This is a genomic window from Sorangium sp. So ce295 (assembly GCF_051527405.1).
GTDB classification, from domain to species: Bacteria; Myxococcota_A; Polyangia; order Polyangiales; family Polyangiaceae; genus Sorangium; species Sorangium cellulosum_B.
In genome coordinates this window covers 615027-631381 of the sequence record NZ_CP150324.1, presented here as the reverse complement: position 1 = coordinate 631381, position 16355 = coordinate 615027, and the positions used below count along the sequence as shown (strand labels likewise).

At 67.4% G+C, this 16355-nt stretch carries 11 protein-coding genes and 1 tRNA gene; all 12 read right to left on the bottom strand.

What is annotated here, in order from left to right; genetic code table 11:
* Positions 1–146: 146 nt before the first annotated feature.
* The 12 genes from WMF11_RS02365 to rpmG all read right to left on the bottom strand — a co-directional run bounded on the left by WMF11_RS02365 (position 147) and on the right by rpmG (position 16346).
* Positions 147–776 carry a GNAT family N-acetyltransferase gene (locus tag WMF11_RS02365; protein ID WP_437906801.1) on the bottom strand — a complete coding sequence of 210 codons (630 nt, stop codon included), beginning with the start codon at positions 774–776 and terminating at the stop codon, positions 147–149.
* A gap of 22 nt (positions 777–798) precedes the next feature.
* The gene (locus tag WMF11_RS02360; protein ID WP_437976275.1) at positions 799–3036 is read right to left on the bottom strand and encodes an HD domain-containing phosphohydrolase; all 2238 of its coding nucleotides are present in this window, start codon (positions 3034–3036) and stop codon (positions 799–801) included.
* Positions 3037–3433: 397 nt separating this feature from the next.
* Positions 3434–7717 (bottom strand): DNA-directed RNA polymerase subunit beta', encoded by a 4284-nt coding sequence (gene rpoC, locus WMF11_RS02355; protein ID WP_437906799.1) that lies wholly within the window; start codon positions 7715–7717, stop codon positions 3434–3436.
* Positions 7718–7858: 141 nt separating this feature from the next.
* Positions 7859–11995: a DNA-directed RNA polymerase subunit beta gene (rpoB, locus tag WMF11_RS02350; RefSeq protein ID WP_437976274.1), complete on the bottom strand. Its 4137-nt coding sequence runs from the start codon at positions 11993–11995 to the stop codon at positions 7859–7861.
* Positions 11996–12361: 366 nt separating this feature from the next.
* Positions 12362–12748, bottom strand: a complete 387-nt coding sequence (rplL, locus tag WMF11_RS02345; RefSeq protein WP_437531319.1) for a 50S ribosomal protein L7/L12 — start codon at positions 12746–12748, stop codon at positions 12362–12364.
* A 98-nt stretch (positions 12749–12846) separates the two neighbouring features.
* Complete coding sequence (gene rplJ / locus WMF11_RS02340) at positions 12847–13377, bottom strand: 50S ribosomal protein L10 (RefSeq protein ID WP_437549104.1); 531 nt, start codon at positions 13375–13377, stop codon at positions 12847–12849.
* A 3-nt stretch (positions 13378–13380) separates the two neighbouring features.
* Positions 13381–14091, bottom strand: a complete 711-nt coding sequence (rplA, locus tag WMF11_RS02335; RefSeq protein WP_272097521.1) for a 50S ribosomal protein L1 — start codon at positions 14089–14091, stop codon at positions 13381–13383.
* A 143-nt stretch (positions 14092–14234) separates the two neighbouring features.
* Positions 14235–14678, bottom strand: coding sequence for a 50S ribosomal protein L11 (gene rplK / locus WMF11_RS02330; protein WP_272097520.1), 444 nt, complete (start codon positions 14676–14678; stop codon positions 14235–14237).
* A gap of 117 nt (positions 14679–14795) precedes the next feature.
* Positions 14796–15326 (bottom strand): transcription termination/antitermination protein NusG, encoded by a 531-nt coding sequence (nusG, locus tag WMF11_RS02325; protein WP_012233040.1) that lies wholly within the window; start codon positions 15324–15326, stop codon positions 14796–14798.
* A 30-nt stretch (positions 15327–15356) separates the two neighbouring features.
* Positions 15357–15986, bottom strand: coding sequence for a preprotein translocase subunit SecE (gene secE / locus WMF11_RS02320; RefSeq protein ID WP_437549101.1), 630 nt, complete (start codon positions 15984–15986; stop codon positions 15357–15359).
* An 87-nt stretch (positions 15987–16073) separates the two neighbouring features.
* A tRNA-Trp gene (locus WMF11_RS02315) sits at positions 16074–16146 on the bottom strand.
* A gap of 29 nt (positions 16147–16175) precedes the next feature.
* Positions 16176–16346: a 50S ribosomal protein L33 gene (rpmG, locus tag WMF11_RS02310; RefSeq protein ID WP_437531315.1), complete on the bottom strand. Its 171-nt coding sequence runs from the start codon at positions 16344–16346 to the stop codon at positions 16176–16178.
* Positions 16347–16355 lie beyond the last annotated feature (9 nt).

The following is a 16355-nucleotide window of genomic DNA, read 5'->3' as shown; positions in this document are numbered from 1 at the left end:
GCTGCGGGGCAAGACGCGGCGCGCGGCGGTCGCGGGGCGGCAAGCCGCAATCTTCAGCGTTCTCGCCAGGTTGCCGGCCGGTCGCCGGCCGGCAGGGGCGTGCGGCCAGGACGCCGCGCGGCGGCGCGATCACAGCAGCGGCCGGATCAACCGTGGCGCGGGCCGGCGCCGCGGGCGGGGTGCGCTGCCCCCGTCGTTCGCGAGCCGCCCGGAGGCGCGGGCCTCGGGTTGGTCAGCGCGGTCAGGACGTGATCGCGCCACGCGCCGTCGATGAACAGGTAATCGCGCGCGTACCCCTCGACGACGAAGCCGAGGCGCCGGAGCAGCCGGCCGCTGCGCTCGTTGTGCGGCAGGTAGTTCGCCATCACCCGGTGGAAGCCGAGCGTGTCGAACATGTACGCGTTCGCCGCCTCGATCGCCTCGAACATCAGGCCCGAGCCCACGGCGCGCTGGTCGAGCGAGTAGCCGAGGGTCGCGGCCTGGAAGGCGCCGCGGACGAACTGCGTGAAGTTGCAGACCCCGATCACCTCGCCGCCGGGGGCGCCGCGCCACTGCAGCGCGAGCCGGAGCGCGCGATCCGCGGCGAAGTCCTCAAGGTCGCGGAGGAGTCGCTCGCGCCAGAACGCCTCGGTGTAGAAGCCCTCGGGGCGCGGCGGATCCCACCGCGCCAGGTGATCGCGGTTGCGCTCGAAATAGGCGAGGTAGCGGCCAGCGAGCTCGACGGGAGGGATGAAGAGGCGCAGCCGCGGGGTCTCGATGCAGACGGGGCTCTTCAAGGGGGCCTCCAGCGCGACGCGCCTAGGCCAAGGTCCCTTCGTCGAGGCGGCGCATCCCTTCGAGGAGCAGCGCCTCGGGTGACGCGGTGATGCTGCGGGTGCTGGGCGAGAAGCTCGGGTCGAGGCGGAAGTCGCCCTCCGTGAGCGAGAGCATCCGGTAGAACGCGTCCTCGCCCTGCGCGCCGGCCCAGAGCGCATGGACGACCTGCCCGTCGGCGAAGTGGATCTCGCCGGCCATGGAGTTCGCCTGGATCTTGAGCGCGCACGTCTTCCGGCCGTGCCAGAGGATCTGGATCATGTCCGGCAGGCCCATCTCGGCGAGCGAGCCGGACACGCCGCGGGGGACGGCGGTCGTGGAGCGCCGCTCGATGAGCTGGCGGAGCTTGGCGGCCATGACGTCGGTCGACGCCGGCTTCGAGACGAAGTCGTCGACGCCGAGATCGAAGGCGCGCTGGGCGGTCTGCCGGTCCGTCTTCGCGGTGAGGATGACCCACGTCTTGTCGCGGCCGAAGCCGAGCTTCAGCGCGTCGGAGCGGAGCGCGAGGCCGGCGTCGGGCTCCTCGAGGTCGATCTCGCTGACGACGACCTCGATGTCCTTCGTCTCGAGCTCGCGGCGCGCCTGCGCCACGTTGCGCGCGATCGAGACCTCGAAGCCCTGCTCGAGCAGGCGCAGCTCGAGCACCGTCGTCTCCTCGGGATCCGGGTCGACGATGAGCGCCTGGTGCCGATCGGAGAGCAGCTTCGCGCGCATGTCGTCGCCCGTCATGACCTGGCGGAAGAGATCGACGATGTTCGGATCGAAGATGGTGGCGCGGTACTGGGCGAGCACGTCGCAGGCCTCCGGCGGGCGGAGCGCCTTGCGGTACGGGTTGCGCGGGTTCTGCGTGAGATCGGCGTAGGTGTCCGCGACCGCGAGGATGCGCGCGCCGAGCGGGATCTCCTTGCCGGACAGGCCATCGGGGAAGCCGCTGCCGTCGTAGCGCTCGTACATCATGCTGATCGCCGAGACGACCTCCTGCGGCAGCCCCACCGACTCCATGAGGTGCGCCGGGAGATCGACGCTCTTCGTCGCGGCGAGCCGGTGCCCCTCGTACTCGGCGACGTTGAGCGCGGTGAGGTGGTACGGGCCGTTCTTGCCGAGGTCGTGCAGGTAGGCCGAGGCCACGTAGCTCGCGACCGTCGTCGGCGGCAGGCCGATGCGCTCGCAGAGCTTGCGCACGATGCGAGCGACCGTGGAGGAGTGGCCTCGGAGGTCCTGCCGCGCGTTCTCGAGCAGGCTCACGAGGACGTTGAGCGTCTCGACGTACGCGTGGGTCGTCGTCGGGTGCGGCGGCGGCGGGGGCGGCGCCGCGGCGACCGGCGCCGAGATCGGCGCGGGAGCGACGTGCTGCTGGGGGGGCGGCGATGGGGGCACCGGCGTGGGCGGCGGCCCCGCCGGGGCCACGCGGGGCGGCGCGGAGGGCGCCCGCATCACCGCGGGCACCTGCGGCGCCGTGACGAGCGCCGCGGGCACCGGCGCCGCCTGCGTGGGCGCCGCGTGCGCCGGCTGCGCGTGCATCGCCTGCGGGTGCATCGGCGCCGCCTGCGTGGGCGCCGCGTGCGCCGGCAGGCCGTGCATCGTCTGCCCGTGCATCGTCTGCGGGACCGCCGCCGGCACGTGCGTCATCGACGCGCGCTCGTGCGTGATCGATGCGCGCTCGTGCGTCATCGACGCGCGCTCGAAGGGGTTATTGCTGTTGGTGTAGAGGATCTCGTCGAACGAGTTGACCGGGCGCAGCAGCGAGTTGAACGCGGTCGTGTCGCCCCGGTAGTGGTACGCGATGGCCGCGCGGACCGCGGCCGGCCTGGCGACGATGGCGCGTACGTCCCGCACGCCCGCGGCGAGCCGGATCTCGTGCAGCGCGACGTCGTTGTCGGGATCCGCCGTCGCGACCGAGAGCGTCGTGTTCCGATCGTCGAGCAGCACCGGGAAGACACCGTGCAACGTCGCGGTGATCGCCGAGACCTTGGCGAGCACGCGGGGCTCGATGATCGCCTTCGAGAGCTTCTCGGTCGAGACGAAGCGGGTGTTGTGGACGGTCGCGATGAACTTCAGGAGCTCGGCCTCGTTGACGATGTCGAGCTCGATGATGGCGTCCTCGATACGGCCGCGCGTACGCATCGCGTACTCCACCGCACGACGGTGATCGTCCGGGGTGATGCGCCCCTCGAGGACGAGGCGATCGGCAATCCGCTGGTTCAATCCTTGAACGGAAGCCATCGAAACCCTGATTCTACCCAGAAATTGGAGGTGGCGCGCCCAAGAACCCTCGCGGAACGGGAGCACGCGGGGAGAGCTGGCCAGCCGCTCGCGGCGTATGCAGCCATGGGGTGCGCTCGAGGAATGAGAGCAGAGCTCGGCGCGGCGCGCGAGCCCCGTGAGCGTTCCAGCCGACGCCGGTTGGCTGGCGAGGCCCGCTCGACCCGATACGCTGCGACGTGGGAGTGAAGACTGGCTCCGGGTAGGCGCGCGCGCCACGTCCGGCGCGACGCGCGAGGCCGATGAGCCTGGAGCGAAGGGCAAAACGCCTCCCGAGCCGCTGCGAGCGCGCTTCGGGAGATGGGCGGCGCGCCCGGGGTCGGGGTTGGATCCCGCCCTGGGCGCGCCGGCAAGGCCGCTACTCCTCGTTCACGGCTGTGAGCGTCTCCTCGGGACGCGGCCGGGGGGCGACGTACGGCGCTTGCGCCACCGGCTCGCCCTCGACCACGACCTGGAGGCGCTTGTAGGCGGGCAGCCCCGTCCCGGCCGGGATCAGGCGGCCCATGATGACGTTCTCCTTGAGACCGCGGAGATCGTCCGTCTTGCCGTTGATCGCGGCCTCGGTGAGCACCTTGGTCGTCTCCTGGAACGACGAGGCGCTGATGAACGACTCGGTCGAGAGGCTGGCCTTGGTGATGCCGAGGAGGAGCGCCTCGGCGATGGCGGGCTTGCCGCCGCGCTCGAGCACGGTCTCGTTCTCCTTCTCGAAGATGTGCTTCTCGACCTGCTCGTCCACCAGGAAGTTCGTGTCGCCGACCTCGCGCACGCGGACACGCCGGAGCATCTGCCGGACGATGACCTCGATGTGCTTGTCGTTGATGCCGACGCCCTGGAGCCGGTAGACCTGCTGGATCTCGTTCACGAGCCAGGCCGACAGCTCCTTCTCGCCCTTCACCCGGAGGATGTCGTGCGGGTTCGGCGGGCCGTCCTGGAGGGGGTCGCCCGCGCGCACCCGGTCACCCGGCTGCACCTGGATGTGCTTGCCCTTCGGGATCAGGTACTCGCGCGCCTGATCGCCGAGCGCGTGCCCGTCCGGCGAGTACGGCGTGATGATGACCTTCCGCTTGCCCTTCGTGTCCTTGCCGAACGTGACCTCGCCGTCGATCTCGCTGATGATCGCGTGATCCTTCGGCTTTCGGGCCTCGAACAGCTCGGCGACGCGGGGCAGACCGCCGGTGATGTCCTGCACCTTCGTCGTGTCGCGCGGGATCTTGGCGATGACCTCGCCGGCCTCGATGAGATCCCCCTCCTGCGCGACGATGTGGGCGCCGACAGGGAGCAGGTAGCGCGCCTCGAGCTCGCTGTTCGGGAGCTTCAGCGTCTTGCCCGACTCCGGGTCCTTCAGCGAGATGCGCGGGCGGACGTCGGCCGCCTTCGACTCGATGACGACCTTTCGCGAGAGGCCCGTCACCTCGTCGAGGCGATCCTGCACGCTGACGCCCTCGATGAGGTCGCCGAACTTCACCACGCCGGAGACCTCGGTGAGGATCGGCGTCGCGAACTGGTCCCACTCGGCGAGCAGCTCGCCGGGCTTGGTGCGCTCGCCGTCGGCCTTCTTGAGGATGGCGCCGTAGACGAGGCGGTTGTGCTCGCGCTCGCGCCCCGTCTCGTCGACGACCACGATCTCGCCGTGGCGGTTCATGACCACCATGGTGCCGTCCTTCTTCTTCTGGACGACCGCGCGGCGGAGGCGAACGGTGCCCTCGGTGCGGGCCTCGAGGTAGCTCGCCTCGATCTTGCCGCGCGCCGCGGTGCCGCCGATGTGGAAGGTGCGCATCGTGAGCTGCGTGCCCGGCTCGCCGATCGACTGGGCGGCGATGATGCCCACCGCCTCGCCGATGTTGACCCGGTAGCCGCGCGCGAGGTCGCGCCCGTAGCACAGCGCGCAGACCCCGCGGCGGAGCTGGCACGTGAGCACCGAGCGGATGACGACCTCCTCGATGCCGGCGTCCTCGATGGACCGCACCGCCTGCTCGTCGAGCTCGGTGTTCGCCGTGATGAGCACCTCGCCGGTGAGCGGGTCGACGACGTCCTCCAGCGCGACGCGGCCGAGGATGCGGTCGCCGAGCGGCTGGATGACCTCGCCGGCCTCCTCGAGCTTCGCCACGCGGATGCCGTCGAGCGTGCCGCAGTCGAACTCGGAGATGACCGCGTCCTGCGCCACGTCGACGAGCCGCCGGGTGAGGTACCCCGAGTTCGCCGTCTTGAGCGCCGTGTCGGCGAGACCCTTCCGGGCGCCGTGCGTCGAGATGAAGTACTGGAGCACGCTGAGACCCTCGCGGAAGTTCGCGGTGATCGGCGTCTCGATGATCTCGCCGGACGGCTTGGCCATCAGGCCGCGCATCGCGGCCAGCTGCCGGATCTGCTGCGTGGAGCCGCGCGCGCCGGAGTCGGCCATGATGTAGATCGGGTTGAAGCTCGGCTCGATCGACTCCTTGCCCGTCTCGTGGTCGACGACCGTCTCCTTGCCGATGCCGGCCATCATCTCGGTCGTGACCTGGTCGGCGATGCTCGCCCAGATATCGACGATCTTGTTGTACCGCTCGCCGTCGGTGATGAGCCCCTCCTGGTACTGCTCGACGACGCGCTCGACCTCCTTCTGCGCCTCGCCGAGGAGGACCTTCTTGGCCGGCGGGATCACCATGTGATCCATGCAGATCGAGATACCCGCCCGCATCGCGTGGTCGAAGCCGAGCGTGCGGAGCCGGTCCGCGAGGAGGACGGTCTCCTTGTTGCGGTGGATGCGGTAGCAGACGTCGATGAGCGCCGAGAGCGCCTTCTTGTCGAGGGTCTTGTTCGCGTACTCGAACGCGACCCCCTTCGGGAGGACCTCGGAGATGATGACGCGGCCCACCGTCGTCTCGACGATGCGGCGCTTCACGTGGCCGAACTCGTCGAGCTGCGGGTTGCCGTCGTCATCGATGATCGGCACGCGGACGCGGACGCCGGCGTGCAGCGCGACCTCGCCGTTGTCGTACGCCATCCGCACCTCCTCGAGGGAGGCGTAGACGCCCCGCAGGTAGCCCTGCGCCACGCCGTCCTCGCCGAAGGCGAGGGTGTCCGCGCGGTACGACCCCTTCTCGAACTTCCGCTCGCGGGTCGCGTAGTAGAGCCCGAGAACGATGTCCTGGGTCGGGTTGATGATCGGCTTGCCGCTCGCGGGCGAGAGGATGTTGTTCGTGCTCATCATGAGCACGCGCGCCTCCATCTGCGCCTCGACCGACAGCGGCACGTGGACCGCCATCTGGTCGCCGTCGAAGTCGGCGTTGAACGCCGCGCAGACCAGCGGGTGCAGCTGGATCGCCTTGCCCTCGATGAGGACGGGCTCGAACGCCTGGATGCCGAGGCGGTGGAGCGTCGGGGCGCGGTTCAGGAGCACCGGGTGCTCGCTGATGACCTCCTCGAGGATGTCCCAGACCTCCGGGCGCTCCTTCTCCACCATCTTCTTGGCGCTCTTGATGGTGTTGACGTAGCCGCGCTCTTCCAGCTTGTTGTAGATGAACGGCTTGAAGAGCTCGAGCGCCATCTTCTTGGGCAGGCCGCACTGGTGCAGGCGCAGCGTCGGGCCCACGACGATGACGGAGCGGCCCGAGTAGTCGACGCGCTTGCCGAGCAGGTTCTGGCGGAACCGGCCCTGCTTGCCCTTCAGCATGTCGGAGAGCGACTTGAGCGGGCGCTTGTTCGGGCCGGTGATCGTCTTGCCGCGACGGCCGTTGTCGAACAGCGCGTCGACCGCCTCCTGCAGCATCCGGCGCTCGTTCCGGATGATGATCTCCGGCGCGTTCAGCTCGAGGAGCCGCTTCAGGCGGTTGTTGCGGTTGATGACGCGGCGGTAGAGGTCGTTGAGATCGCTGGTCGCGAAGCGGCCGCCGTCCAGGGGGACGAGCGGGCGCAGATCCGGCGGGAGCACCGGGATCACGGTCAGCATCATCCACTCGGGCCGGTTGCCGCTCTCGCGGAACGCCTCGACGACCTTGAGCCGCTTCGCGAGCTTCTTCCGCTTGGCCTCGCTGGTCGCCGCGCGCATCTCCGTCCTGAGCAGCTCCGCCAGGCCGTGGACGTCGACCTGCTTGAGCATCTCGAGGATCGCCTCGCCGCCCATCCCGGCGCTGAACTTGTCGTCACCGTACTCGTCGAGGAGCTGCAGATACCGCTCCTCGCTCAGGAGATCGCCCCGCATGAGGCCAGTCTCCTTGGGATCGATGACGATGTACGCCTCGCAATAGAGCACCTTCTCCAGGTCCTTGAGCGTGATGTCGAGCATGTTTCCGATGCGCGACGGCAGGCTCTTCAGGAACCAGATGTGGGCGACCGGCGTGGCCAGCGAGATGTGCCCGAGCCGCTCGCGCCGGACCTTCGACTGGATGACCTCGACGCCGCACTTCTCGCACACGATGCCACGGTGCTTCATGCGCTTGTACTTGCCGCAGTTGCACTCGTAGTCCTTCACGGGCCCGAAGATCTTGGCGCAGAACAGACCATCGCGCTCCGGCTTGAACGTCCGGTAGTTGATGGTCTCCGGCTTCTTCACCTCGCCGTGCGACCACTCGCGGATCTTCTCCGGGCTCGCGAGCGAGATGCGGATGGCGCTGAACGACAGCGGGTCCTTGGGCTTCTCGAAGAAGCTGAAGATGTCACGCATGGAGACCTCCGGAGACAGAAACGAAACCGATGAACCTGTCCGCGCCCACTGCTTGAGCGTTCGGGAGCGCGCCGCCCGCGCGGCGCGCCTCCCCTGCCGTCACCGAGAAGGCGCGCGGCGCTCGTGACGTGACGAACTGCATCACTCCTCTTCCTCCGCGGCCGACGCCTCCACCCCTGCGCTCGTCTCGACCAGCTCGACGTTCAGGCACAGCGACTGGAGCTCCTTGATGAGCACGTTGAAGCTCTCCGGCAGCCCCGCCTCCAGGGTGTAGTCCCCCTTCACGATGGCCTCGTACATCCGGGTGCGGCCCATCACGTCGTCGCTCTTCACGGTGAGGAACTCCTGCAGCGCGTAGGCCGCGCCGTAGGCCTCCATCGCCCAGACCTCCATCTCGCCGAGCCGCTGCCCGCCGAACTGCGCCTTGCCGCCGAGGGGCTGCTGCGTGACGAGCGAGTAGGGCCCGATCGAGCGAGCGTGGATCTTGTCGTCGACCAGGTGGTGGAGCTTCAGCATGTACATGATGCCCACCGTGACGTTCTGATCGAAGGCGTCGCCCGTGCGGCCGTCGAAGAGGATCGCCTGGCCCGAGGTCGGGAGATCCGCGAGGGCGAGAGCGCCCTTGATGTCCGACTCATGAGCGCCGTCGAAGACCGGCGATCCCATGAAGACGCCCTCGTCGACCGTCTTGACGAAGCGCTTGACGTCGCCGTCATCGAGGTTGTCGAAGAAGCCGTTCATCGTCTCGTCGCCCGCGTAGATGGCCTTCAGGTGCTCCTTGATCTCGGCGCTCGCCCGCTGCTGCTCGAGCATCCGCTGCAGCTGGTTGCCGAGCTCGAAGGCGCCCCACCCGAGGTGAATCTCGAGGATCTGACCGACGTTCATGCGGCTCGGCACGCCGAGCGGGTTCAGCACGAGATCGACCGGCCTGCCGTCCTGCAGATACGGCATGTCCTCCTCGGGGAGGATGCGGCTGATGACGCCCTTGTTGCCGTGGCGGCCCGCCATCTTGTCGCCGACCTGGAGCTTGCGCTTGATGGCGATATAGACCTTCACCATCTTGATGACGCCCGGCGGCAGCTCGTCGCCCTTGGAGAGGCGATCGATCTTGTCGCGGAAGTGCTCCTCGCGCGTGCGGACGAGCTCCTCGAGGTCGCGCAGGATCTGCTGGACCCGCTCGGCGTCGTCCACGGGGATCTCCCCCCAGTACTTGCGGGGGATCTCGGCGAGCGAGGGCTCGTCGATGATGGCGCCCTTCTGGAAGAGCACCTTGCCCTTGTCGTCGACGAGCTTGCCCGTCGCCTCCTTGCCGAGGAGGAGCTCGCGGATGCGGCGGAAGAACGAGTCGCGGAGGATCTTGATCTCCTCGTCGCGCGTCCGCTCGATCCTGGCCCGCTCCTGATCCTCGATGTCCCGCGCGCGGTCGTCCTTCTCGGTCCCCTTGCGCGAGAACACGCGGGCGTTGATGACGATCCCGCCGACTCCGGGCGGCACCTTGAGCGAGCTGTCGCGGACGTCGCCGGCCTTCTCGCCGAAGATCGCCCGGAGCAGCTTCTCCTCGGGCGAGAGCTGGGTCTCGCCCTTCGGCGTGATCTTGCCGACCAGGATGTCGCCCGGCCGCACCTCGGCCCCGATGCGCACGATGCCGGAGTCGTCGAGGTCCTTGAGCGCCTCCTCGCCGACGTTCGGGATGTCGCGGGTGATCTCCTCCTTGCCGAGCTTCGTGTCGCGGGCGACGCACTCGAACTCCTCGATGTGGATCGAGGTGAACACGTCGTCCTTGGCGATGCGCTCCGAGACCAGGATCGAGTCCTCGAAGTTGTAGCCCTGCCACGGCATGAACGCGACGAGCACGTTCTGGCCGAGCGCGAGCTCGCCCATGTCCGTCGACGGGCCGTCGGCGAGCACGTCGCCCTTCTTCACCACCTCGCCCGTCCTGACGACCGGCTTCTGCGTGTAGCAGGTCGACTGGTTCGAGCGCTGGAACTTCATGAGGTGGTAGATATCGGGCACCTCGGCGCCCTCGCCCTCGGCGCGGACGACGATGCGCGTCGCGTCGACGCTCTCGACGACCCCGGGGCGCCGCGCGATGACGCAGACGCCGGAGTCGCGGGCGAGCCGCTCCTCCATGCCGGTGCCGACGAGCGGCGCGTGCGACTGCACGAGGGGCACGGCCTGACGCTGCATGTTGGCGCCCATGAGCGCGCGGTTCGCGTCGTCGTGCTCGAGGAAGGGCACGAGCGCGGCGGCGACCGACACCATCTGGTTCGGCGCGACGTCCATCAGCTCGACCATCTCGGGCGTGACGATCTTGAACTCGCCGTTGTAGCGGGCCGAGACCAGCGACTCCTTGAAGCGACCACCCTCGTCGAGGTTCACGGTCGCCTGCGCGATGTACTTGCCCTCCTCTTCGAGCGCGGAGAGCCAGATCACGTCCTCCGTCACCCGGCCGTTCTCGACCTTCCGGTACGGCGTCTCGACGAACCCGAACTCGTTCACGCGGGCGAACGTCGACAGCGAGGCGATGAGGCCGATGTTCGGACCTTCCGGCGTCTCGATGGGGCAGATACGGCCGTAGTGGGTCGCGTGGACGTCGCGCACCTCGAACCCGGCGCGCTCGCGGGTCAGGCCGCCCGGGCCGAGCGCCGAGAGGCGGCGCTTGTGGGTGACCTCCGAGAGCGGGTTGGTCTGGTCCATGAACTGCGAGAGCTGGGAGCTCCCGAAGTACTCCTTCACGACCGCGCTGACCGGCTTCGCGTTGATCAGATCGTGGGGCATGAGCGTGTCGATCTCCTGCGACATGCTCATGCGCTCCTTGATCGCGCGCTCCATGCGGACGAGGCCGATGCGGTACTGATTCTCCATCAGCTCGCCGACCGCGCGCACGCGGCGGTTGCCGAGGTGATCGATGTCGTCGACCGAGCCGCGCCCGTTCTTGAGCTCGATCAGGTGACGCACGGTCTCCAGGATGTCCTGCGGCGTGAGCACCGTGAGGTCGAGCCCCGGCCGCTCGTCCTCGGGGACATCCCGGTAGAACTTGTAGTTCAGCTTCAGCCGGCCGACCTTCGACAGGTCATAACGCTCGGCGTTGAAGAACAGGTTGTGGAACAGGGTCTTGGCGGTCTCGAGCGTCGGCGGATCGCCCGGCCGCAGCCGCCGGTAGATCTCCAGGATCGAGTCCTCCATCGTCTTCACCTTGTCGGTGAGCAGCGTGTCGCGGAGGTACGAGCCGACATTCAGGCCGTCGATGAAGAGGATGCGGAACTGCTCGATGTTCGCGTCGCGCAGCCGCTCGAGCTTCGCCTCGGTGAGCTCCTCGTTCACCTCGACCACGACCTCGCCGGTCTCCGGGTCGACGATGTCGTGCGCCGCGACCTTCCCGACGAGCTCCTCCGGCTCGAGGCTGAGCCGCTCGAGCTTCGCCTCCTTCATCTTCCGGATGGCGGCGCGGGTGAACTTGGTGTTCTTCTTGACGATGACGTCGTTGCCGATCTTGATGTCGCGCGTCGTCCGCTGGCCGGCGAGGAGATCGTACTCGATGCTCTTCGCGTACTTGCCACCCTTCTCGAGGTACACGGTCTCGGTCGAGTAGAAGTAGTTCAGCAGGTCCTGCGTCGAGTACCCGAGCGCGCGCAGAAGCACCGTCGCGTGCATCTTCCGCCGGCGATCGATGCGAACATAGATGATGTCCTTCGGGTCGAACTCGAAGTCGAGCCACGAGCCGCGGTACGGGATCACGCGCGCGGAGTAGAGCAGCTTGCCGCTCGAGTGCGTCTTGCCCTTGTCGTGGTCGAAGAAGACGCCGGGGCTACGGTGCAGCTGGCTGACGACGACGCGCTCGGTGCCGTTGATGATGAACGTGCCCGTCTCGGTCATCAGCGGGAGCTCGCCGAAGTAGACCTCCTGCTCCTTGATGTCGCGCACGATCCGCTCCCCGCCGTCGCGGGTGTCGTAGATCATCAGCTGGTTCGTGACCTTGATCGGCGCCGAGTAGGTCATACCGCGCTGGCGGCACTCATCGACGTCGTACTTCGGCGGCTCGAGGTTGTACGAGACGAAGACGAGCTCGCTCGTGCCGTTGAAGTCTTTGATCGGGAAGACCGAGCGGAACACCGCCTGCAGCCCGACCTCCTCCCGCTCGTTCGGCGGAACGCTCATCTGGAGGAATTTGTCGTAGCTCGACTTCTGGATGTCGATCAGGTTGGGGACGTCGATGATGCGACGAACGCGACCCAGGTTCTTACGGACGCGGAAGTTGGATTGGACGACCGACGGCATCGATTTCCTCCGGCTCACACGAGCAGTGCGGGGCGGGCGCACGGCTCGAACCGAGCAACGAACACGAAGCTACGCACGAATGGCGAGCGAGCGTCCCCAGGGAATGAGGACCCAAAACATCTTGGTTGTGGGGGCAGAGCGGACCGCGTGGCGACCCATTGAGCTCCGACGTTGGCCGAGGACCCGCACCCGCGGTCCTCTTCAGGATTGACCGAGGACCCGTACTCGCGGCCCTCTTCAGCGTTGCGCGAGGGCCCGCAAACGCGGTCCCGTTCATCAGACAAAAGCGGGACGTGCGGCAGGGACGACCGCCCCTGCCGCCGTCCGCCGGCGGATCCCGATTTCCCTTGCAGGGAGCGGTGATCGTTACTTGAGCTCGACGGTAGCACCTGCCTCGACGAGCTTCTTCTTCATCTCCTCCGCGTCCGCCTTGGAAACCTGCTCCTTGACGGTCTTCGGCGCGGCCTCGACCAGGTCCTTCGCCTCCTTCAGGCCCAGACCGGTGATCTCGCGGATCGCCTTGATGACGCCGATCTTGTTGCTGCCCGCGTTCGCGAGGATGACGTCGAACTCGGTCTGCTCCGGGGCCTTCTCGGCCGGAGCGGCGGTCGAGGGACCAGCGGCGACGGCGACGGCCGCGGGGGCAGCCTTGACGCCCCACTTGTTCTCGAGGTCCTTGATGAGCTCGGCGATCTGGATGACAGGGAGGTTGGAGAGGTAATCGACGACCTGCTCGCGCGTGATCTCAGCCATTGCAAGACTCCTTCAAACTCTTCTGCGCGCCCCGGGGAGGGGGCCATGTAAACCAAAACCAGACGGGCGCAAGGCCCAATTGATACGAAAGCACCCTCTCAGGCCTGCTTGCCCGCTTCCTCTTCCTTCGCCTTCAGGAGATAGGCGAAATTCTGGAGAGGCGCGTTGAGCTGCTGCACGAACTGCTGGAGCGGCGCCTGCAGCGTCGCGAGCAGCGTGGCACGAAGCTCATCCTTGCCGGGCATCGTCGCGAGCTGCGTCTCGACGGCATCCCCCGAGAGGATCTGCCCCTCGATGAGCCCCGCCTTGACCTGCAGCTTCTGGTTGTCCTTGCGGAACGCCTTGACGACCTTGGCTGCCGCGCTCGGATCCTCGTAGCTCCAGGCCACGCCGGTCATGCCGGTCAGGCTCTTCGCGAGGGTCTTCGCCCAGGGGTGCTCCTTGATGGCGTGGCGGACGAGCGTGTTCTTCACGACCCGGTACTCCACGCCGGACTTCCGGAACTCATCGCGAAGCTTGGTGACCGCTTCGACGTTCATCCCCTTGAAATCCAGGAAGACCGCGGAAGACATCCGCTCGAACTTCTGCCGGACGGAGCCGATCAGCACTTCCTTCTGGGACCGTTCCATGGGCTACGCCTCCTCCGTCTTGCCGATGAAATGGACCGGGTCGATGCGAACCCCGGGGCCCATCGTCGAAGACAGCGTGATGCTCCGGAGGTAGATGCCCTTGGCCGTTGCCGGCTTGGCCCGGACGAGCGCCTGGATCAGCGCGTCCGCGTTCACATGGAGCGCGTTCTCCGCGAAGGAGACCTTGCCGATCCGCGCGTGCACGATGCCCGCCTTCTCGACACGGTACTCCACCTTGCCGGCCTTCGCCTCCGAGACGGCCGTCTTCACGTCGAACGTCACCGTCCCGACCTTCGGGTTCGGCATCAGGCCGCGCGGACCGAGGATACGGCCGAGCTTGCCCACCAGACCCATCATGTCCGGCGTGGCGATCACGCGATCGAAGTCCATGAAGCCTTCCTGGACCTTGTTCACGAGATCCGCCTCGCCGACGAAGTCGGCGCCGGCCGCCTCGGCCTCCTTGGCCTTCTCGCCCTTGGCGAACACCAGGACCCGAAGCGACTGCCCCGTCCCATGCGGGAGCACGACGGCGCCACGGACCATCTGGTCAGCGTGCCGCGGGTTGACACCCAGCCGGACCGCGAGGTCCACTGTCTCGTCGAACTTGGCGGGCGCCGCTTGTTTCACGAGCGCGCACGCCTCCTGCAATGTGTACTTTCGAGCGCGGTCGACGACTGCCCGCGCTGCGACTTTCTTCTTGGCGACTTTCGGCACATGCCCTCCTTCTTAACGGCTCTCGCCTCCCACGGTGCGCCTTAAACTACCGTGGTAAGTCTTGCTTCTGGCCCGCTGAACGCCCCTCTCGGGCGCCCGGCGCGGCGGGGCGCATCCCCGACGGCGGGGAGCGCCACGACCCCTCAGTCGACGACGTCGATGCCCATCGAGCGCGCCGTGCCCGCCATGCTGCGCATCGCGGACTCGAGGTTCGTCGTGTTCATGTCCTGCATCTTGAGCTGGGCAAGCTCCTGCAGCTGCTTCTGCGTGACCTTGCCCACCTTGACCTTGTTGGGCTCCTTGGAGCCCGCGCCCGGCTTCTTCTTCGTCTCGAGCCCCGCCGCCTTCTTGAGGAGCACGGAGGCCGGCGGCGTCTTCATGATGAACGTGAACGAGCGGTCCGAGTAGACCGTGATCACCACCGGGATGATCATGTCCCCCTGCGCCGCCGTCCGCGAGTTGAAGTCCTTGCAGAACGCCATGATGTTGACGCCGTGCTGGCCGAGCGCCGGACCGACGGGGGGCGACGGGTTGGCCTTGCCCGCCGGAAGCTGCAGCTTCACATACCCTGTGACTTTCTTCGCCATGATGAATCTCGCACCCTATCGAACCGCCGCCCGACGGGCGGTCTACTATTCAGAGAAACAGCGAAGCACCACGGAGGCGCGGTGCTCGCCCGCAGGTTTGCAGCCGACCGTTCCTGGCTAGCGCTTCTCCACGGCTGAGAAGTCGAGCTCAACGCTGGTGGGTCGGCCGAAGATGCTGACCTTCACCTTGAGCTTCTGCTTGTCCATCTTGACGTCATCGACCGTGCCGGTGAAGTTCGCGAAGGCGCCATCGAGGACCCGCACCTCCTCACCCACCTCGAACGTGAGCCGCGGCTTGGGCTTGACCGCCCCTTCGACGATCCCCCGCCGGAGATTGTCGATCTGAACGATCGGGACCTCCTGCGGCGTCTGGTTGCCGATGAAGCCGGTCACCTTGGGCGTGTCCTTGACCAGGTGCCAGACCTGCTCGTTCATCTCCATCTCCACGAAGATGTAGCCGGGCAGACTGAGCTTCTGACGAACGCGGGTCTTACCGCCGGGACGGTTCTCCGTGACGGTCTCGCTCGGGATGAGGATCTCGCCGAACCGATCCTCCAGGCTGTACTGTTTCACGCGCTGCTGGAGCGCGTCGCGCACCTTCGCCTCGTATCCCGAGTAGGTATGGATGACGTACCACTTCTTGGCCATGGCGCTTGATTCCCTCAGGGTCTCCCTGCTTCAGCTTCCATCGCCGTAAACGATGTTGGTCACGAATGCCCAGAAGCGGTCGAGCAGCGCCAGGTAGAGGGTCGCCACGGTGGTCGTCGCGATGACGACGAACGTCGCATTCGTCACCTCTTTCTTGGTCGGCCACTTCACCTTCGCCAGCTCGGCGGCGACCTCGTCGCTCCAGGCGCGAAGCTCGGCGTTGCGGAACGCGCGCAACACGACGACCAGCGCGACGACGCCGCCGACGATCATGCCGTACGTCGTCTTGTCGTCGTCACCCACCGCGGAGAGCGCCGGCAGCGCCCGGCTGAACCAGTCCTTGTTGGCGAGGGTCGCCCAGACGCCATGGACGACCTTGCCGAGCAGGTAGGCGAGCAGCATTCCCGCGGCGAAGAAGCCGGCGAGCACATAGCGCTCCGAGCCGAGCTGAGTGGCCGCGACCTCCTCGTCCTCGGCCTCATCGGCGTCGTTCGATTCATCGGCACGCGGCGCCTCGGCGTCCTTCGCGTCAGCAGCCCCCGTCCCCTCGCTCTGCGCCACGAGGGACGAGTCCTCGGCAGGCGAGCTCGGTCCGGATTCTTCCGGCTCCTCGTCCTCCGCGACCTTCGTCGGCGGCTTGTCTTTTTGACCCTTCGCCATAACAACACCAAACGCGCCGAACCGCGGCAGACAAAGGCCTGCTCGGTGAGGATCCAGGGGCGGCCCTGAGGCGCCCACATCCCCCGGCAGGGGCAGAGAGGCTCGAACTCCCGACCTGCGGATTTGGAATCCGCTGCTCTACCAACTGAGCTATACCCCTAGAATCGCTGCGCCTTCCTGAGCACTCGTTCACTTCGTCTCGTCGTGAACCGTGTGCTTCTTGCACTGCTTGCAGAACTTCTTGAGCGACACCACCTGGTCCGGTGCCTTCGTGGTCTTGTAGTTCCGCGACTTGCACTCGCTGCAGGCCAGTGAGACGGCGATGCGCGCCGCACGCCACCCACCGGCCTGCTCGCCCACGTCGGCCTC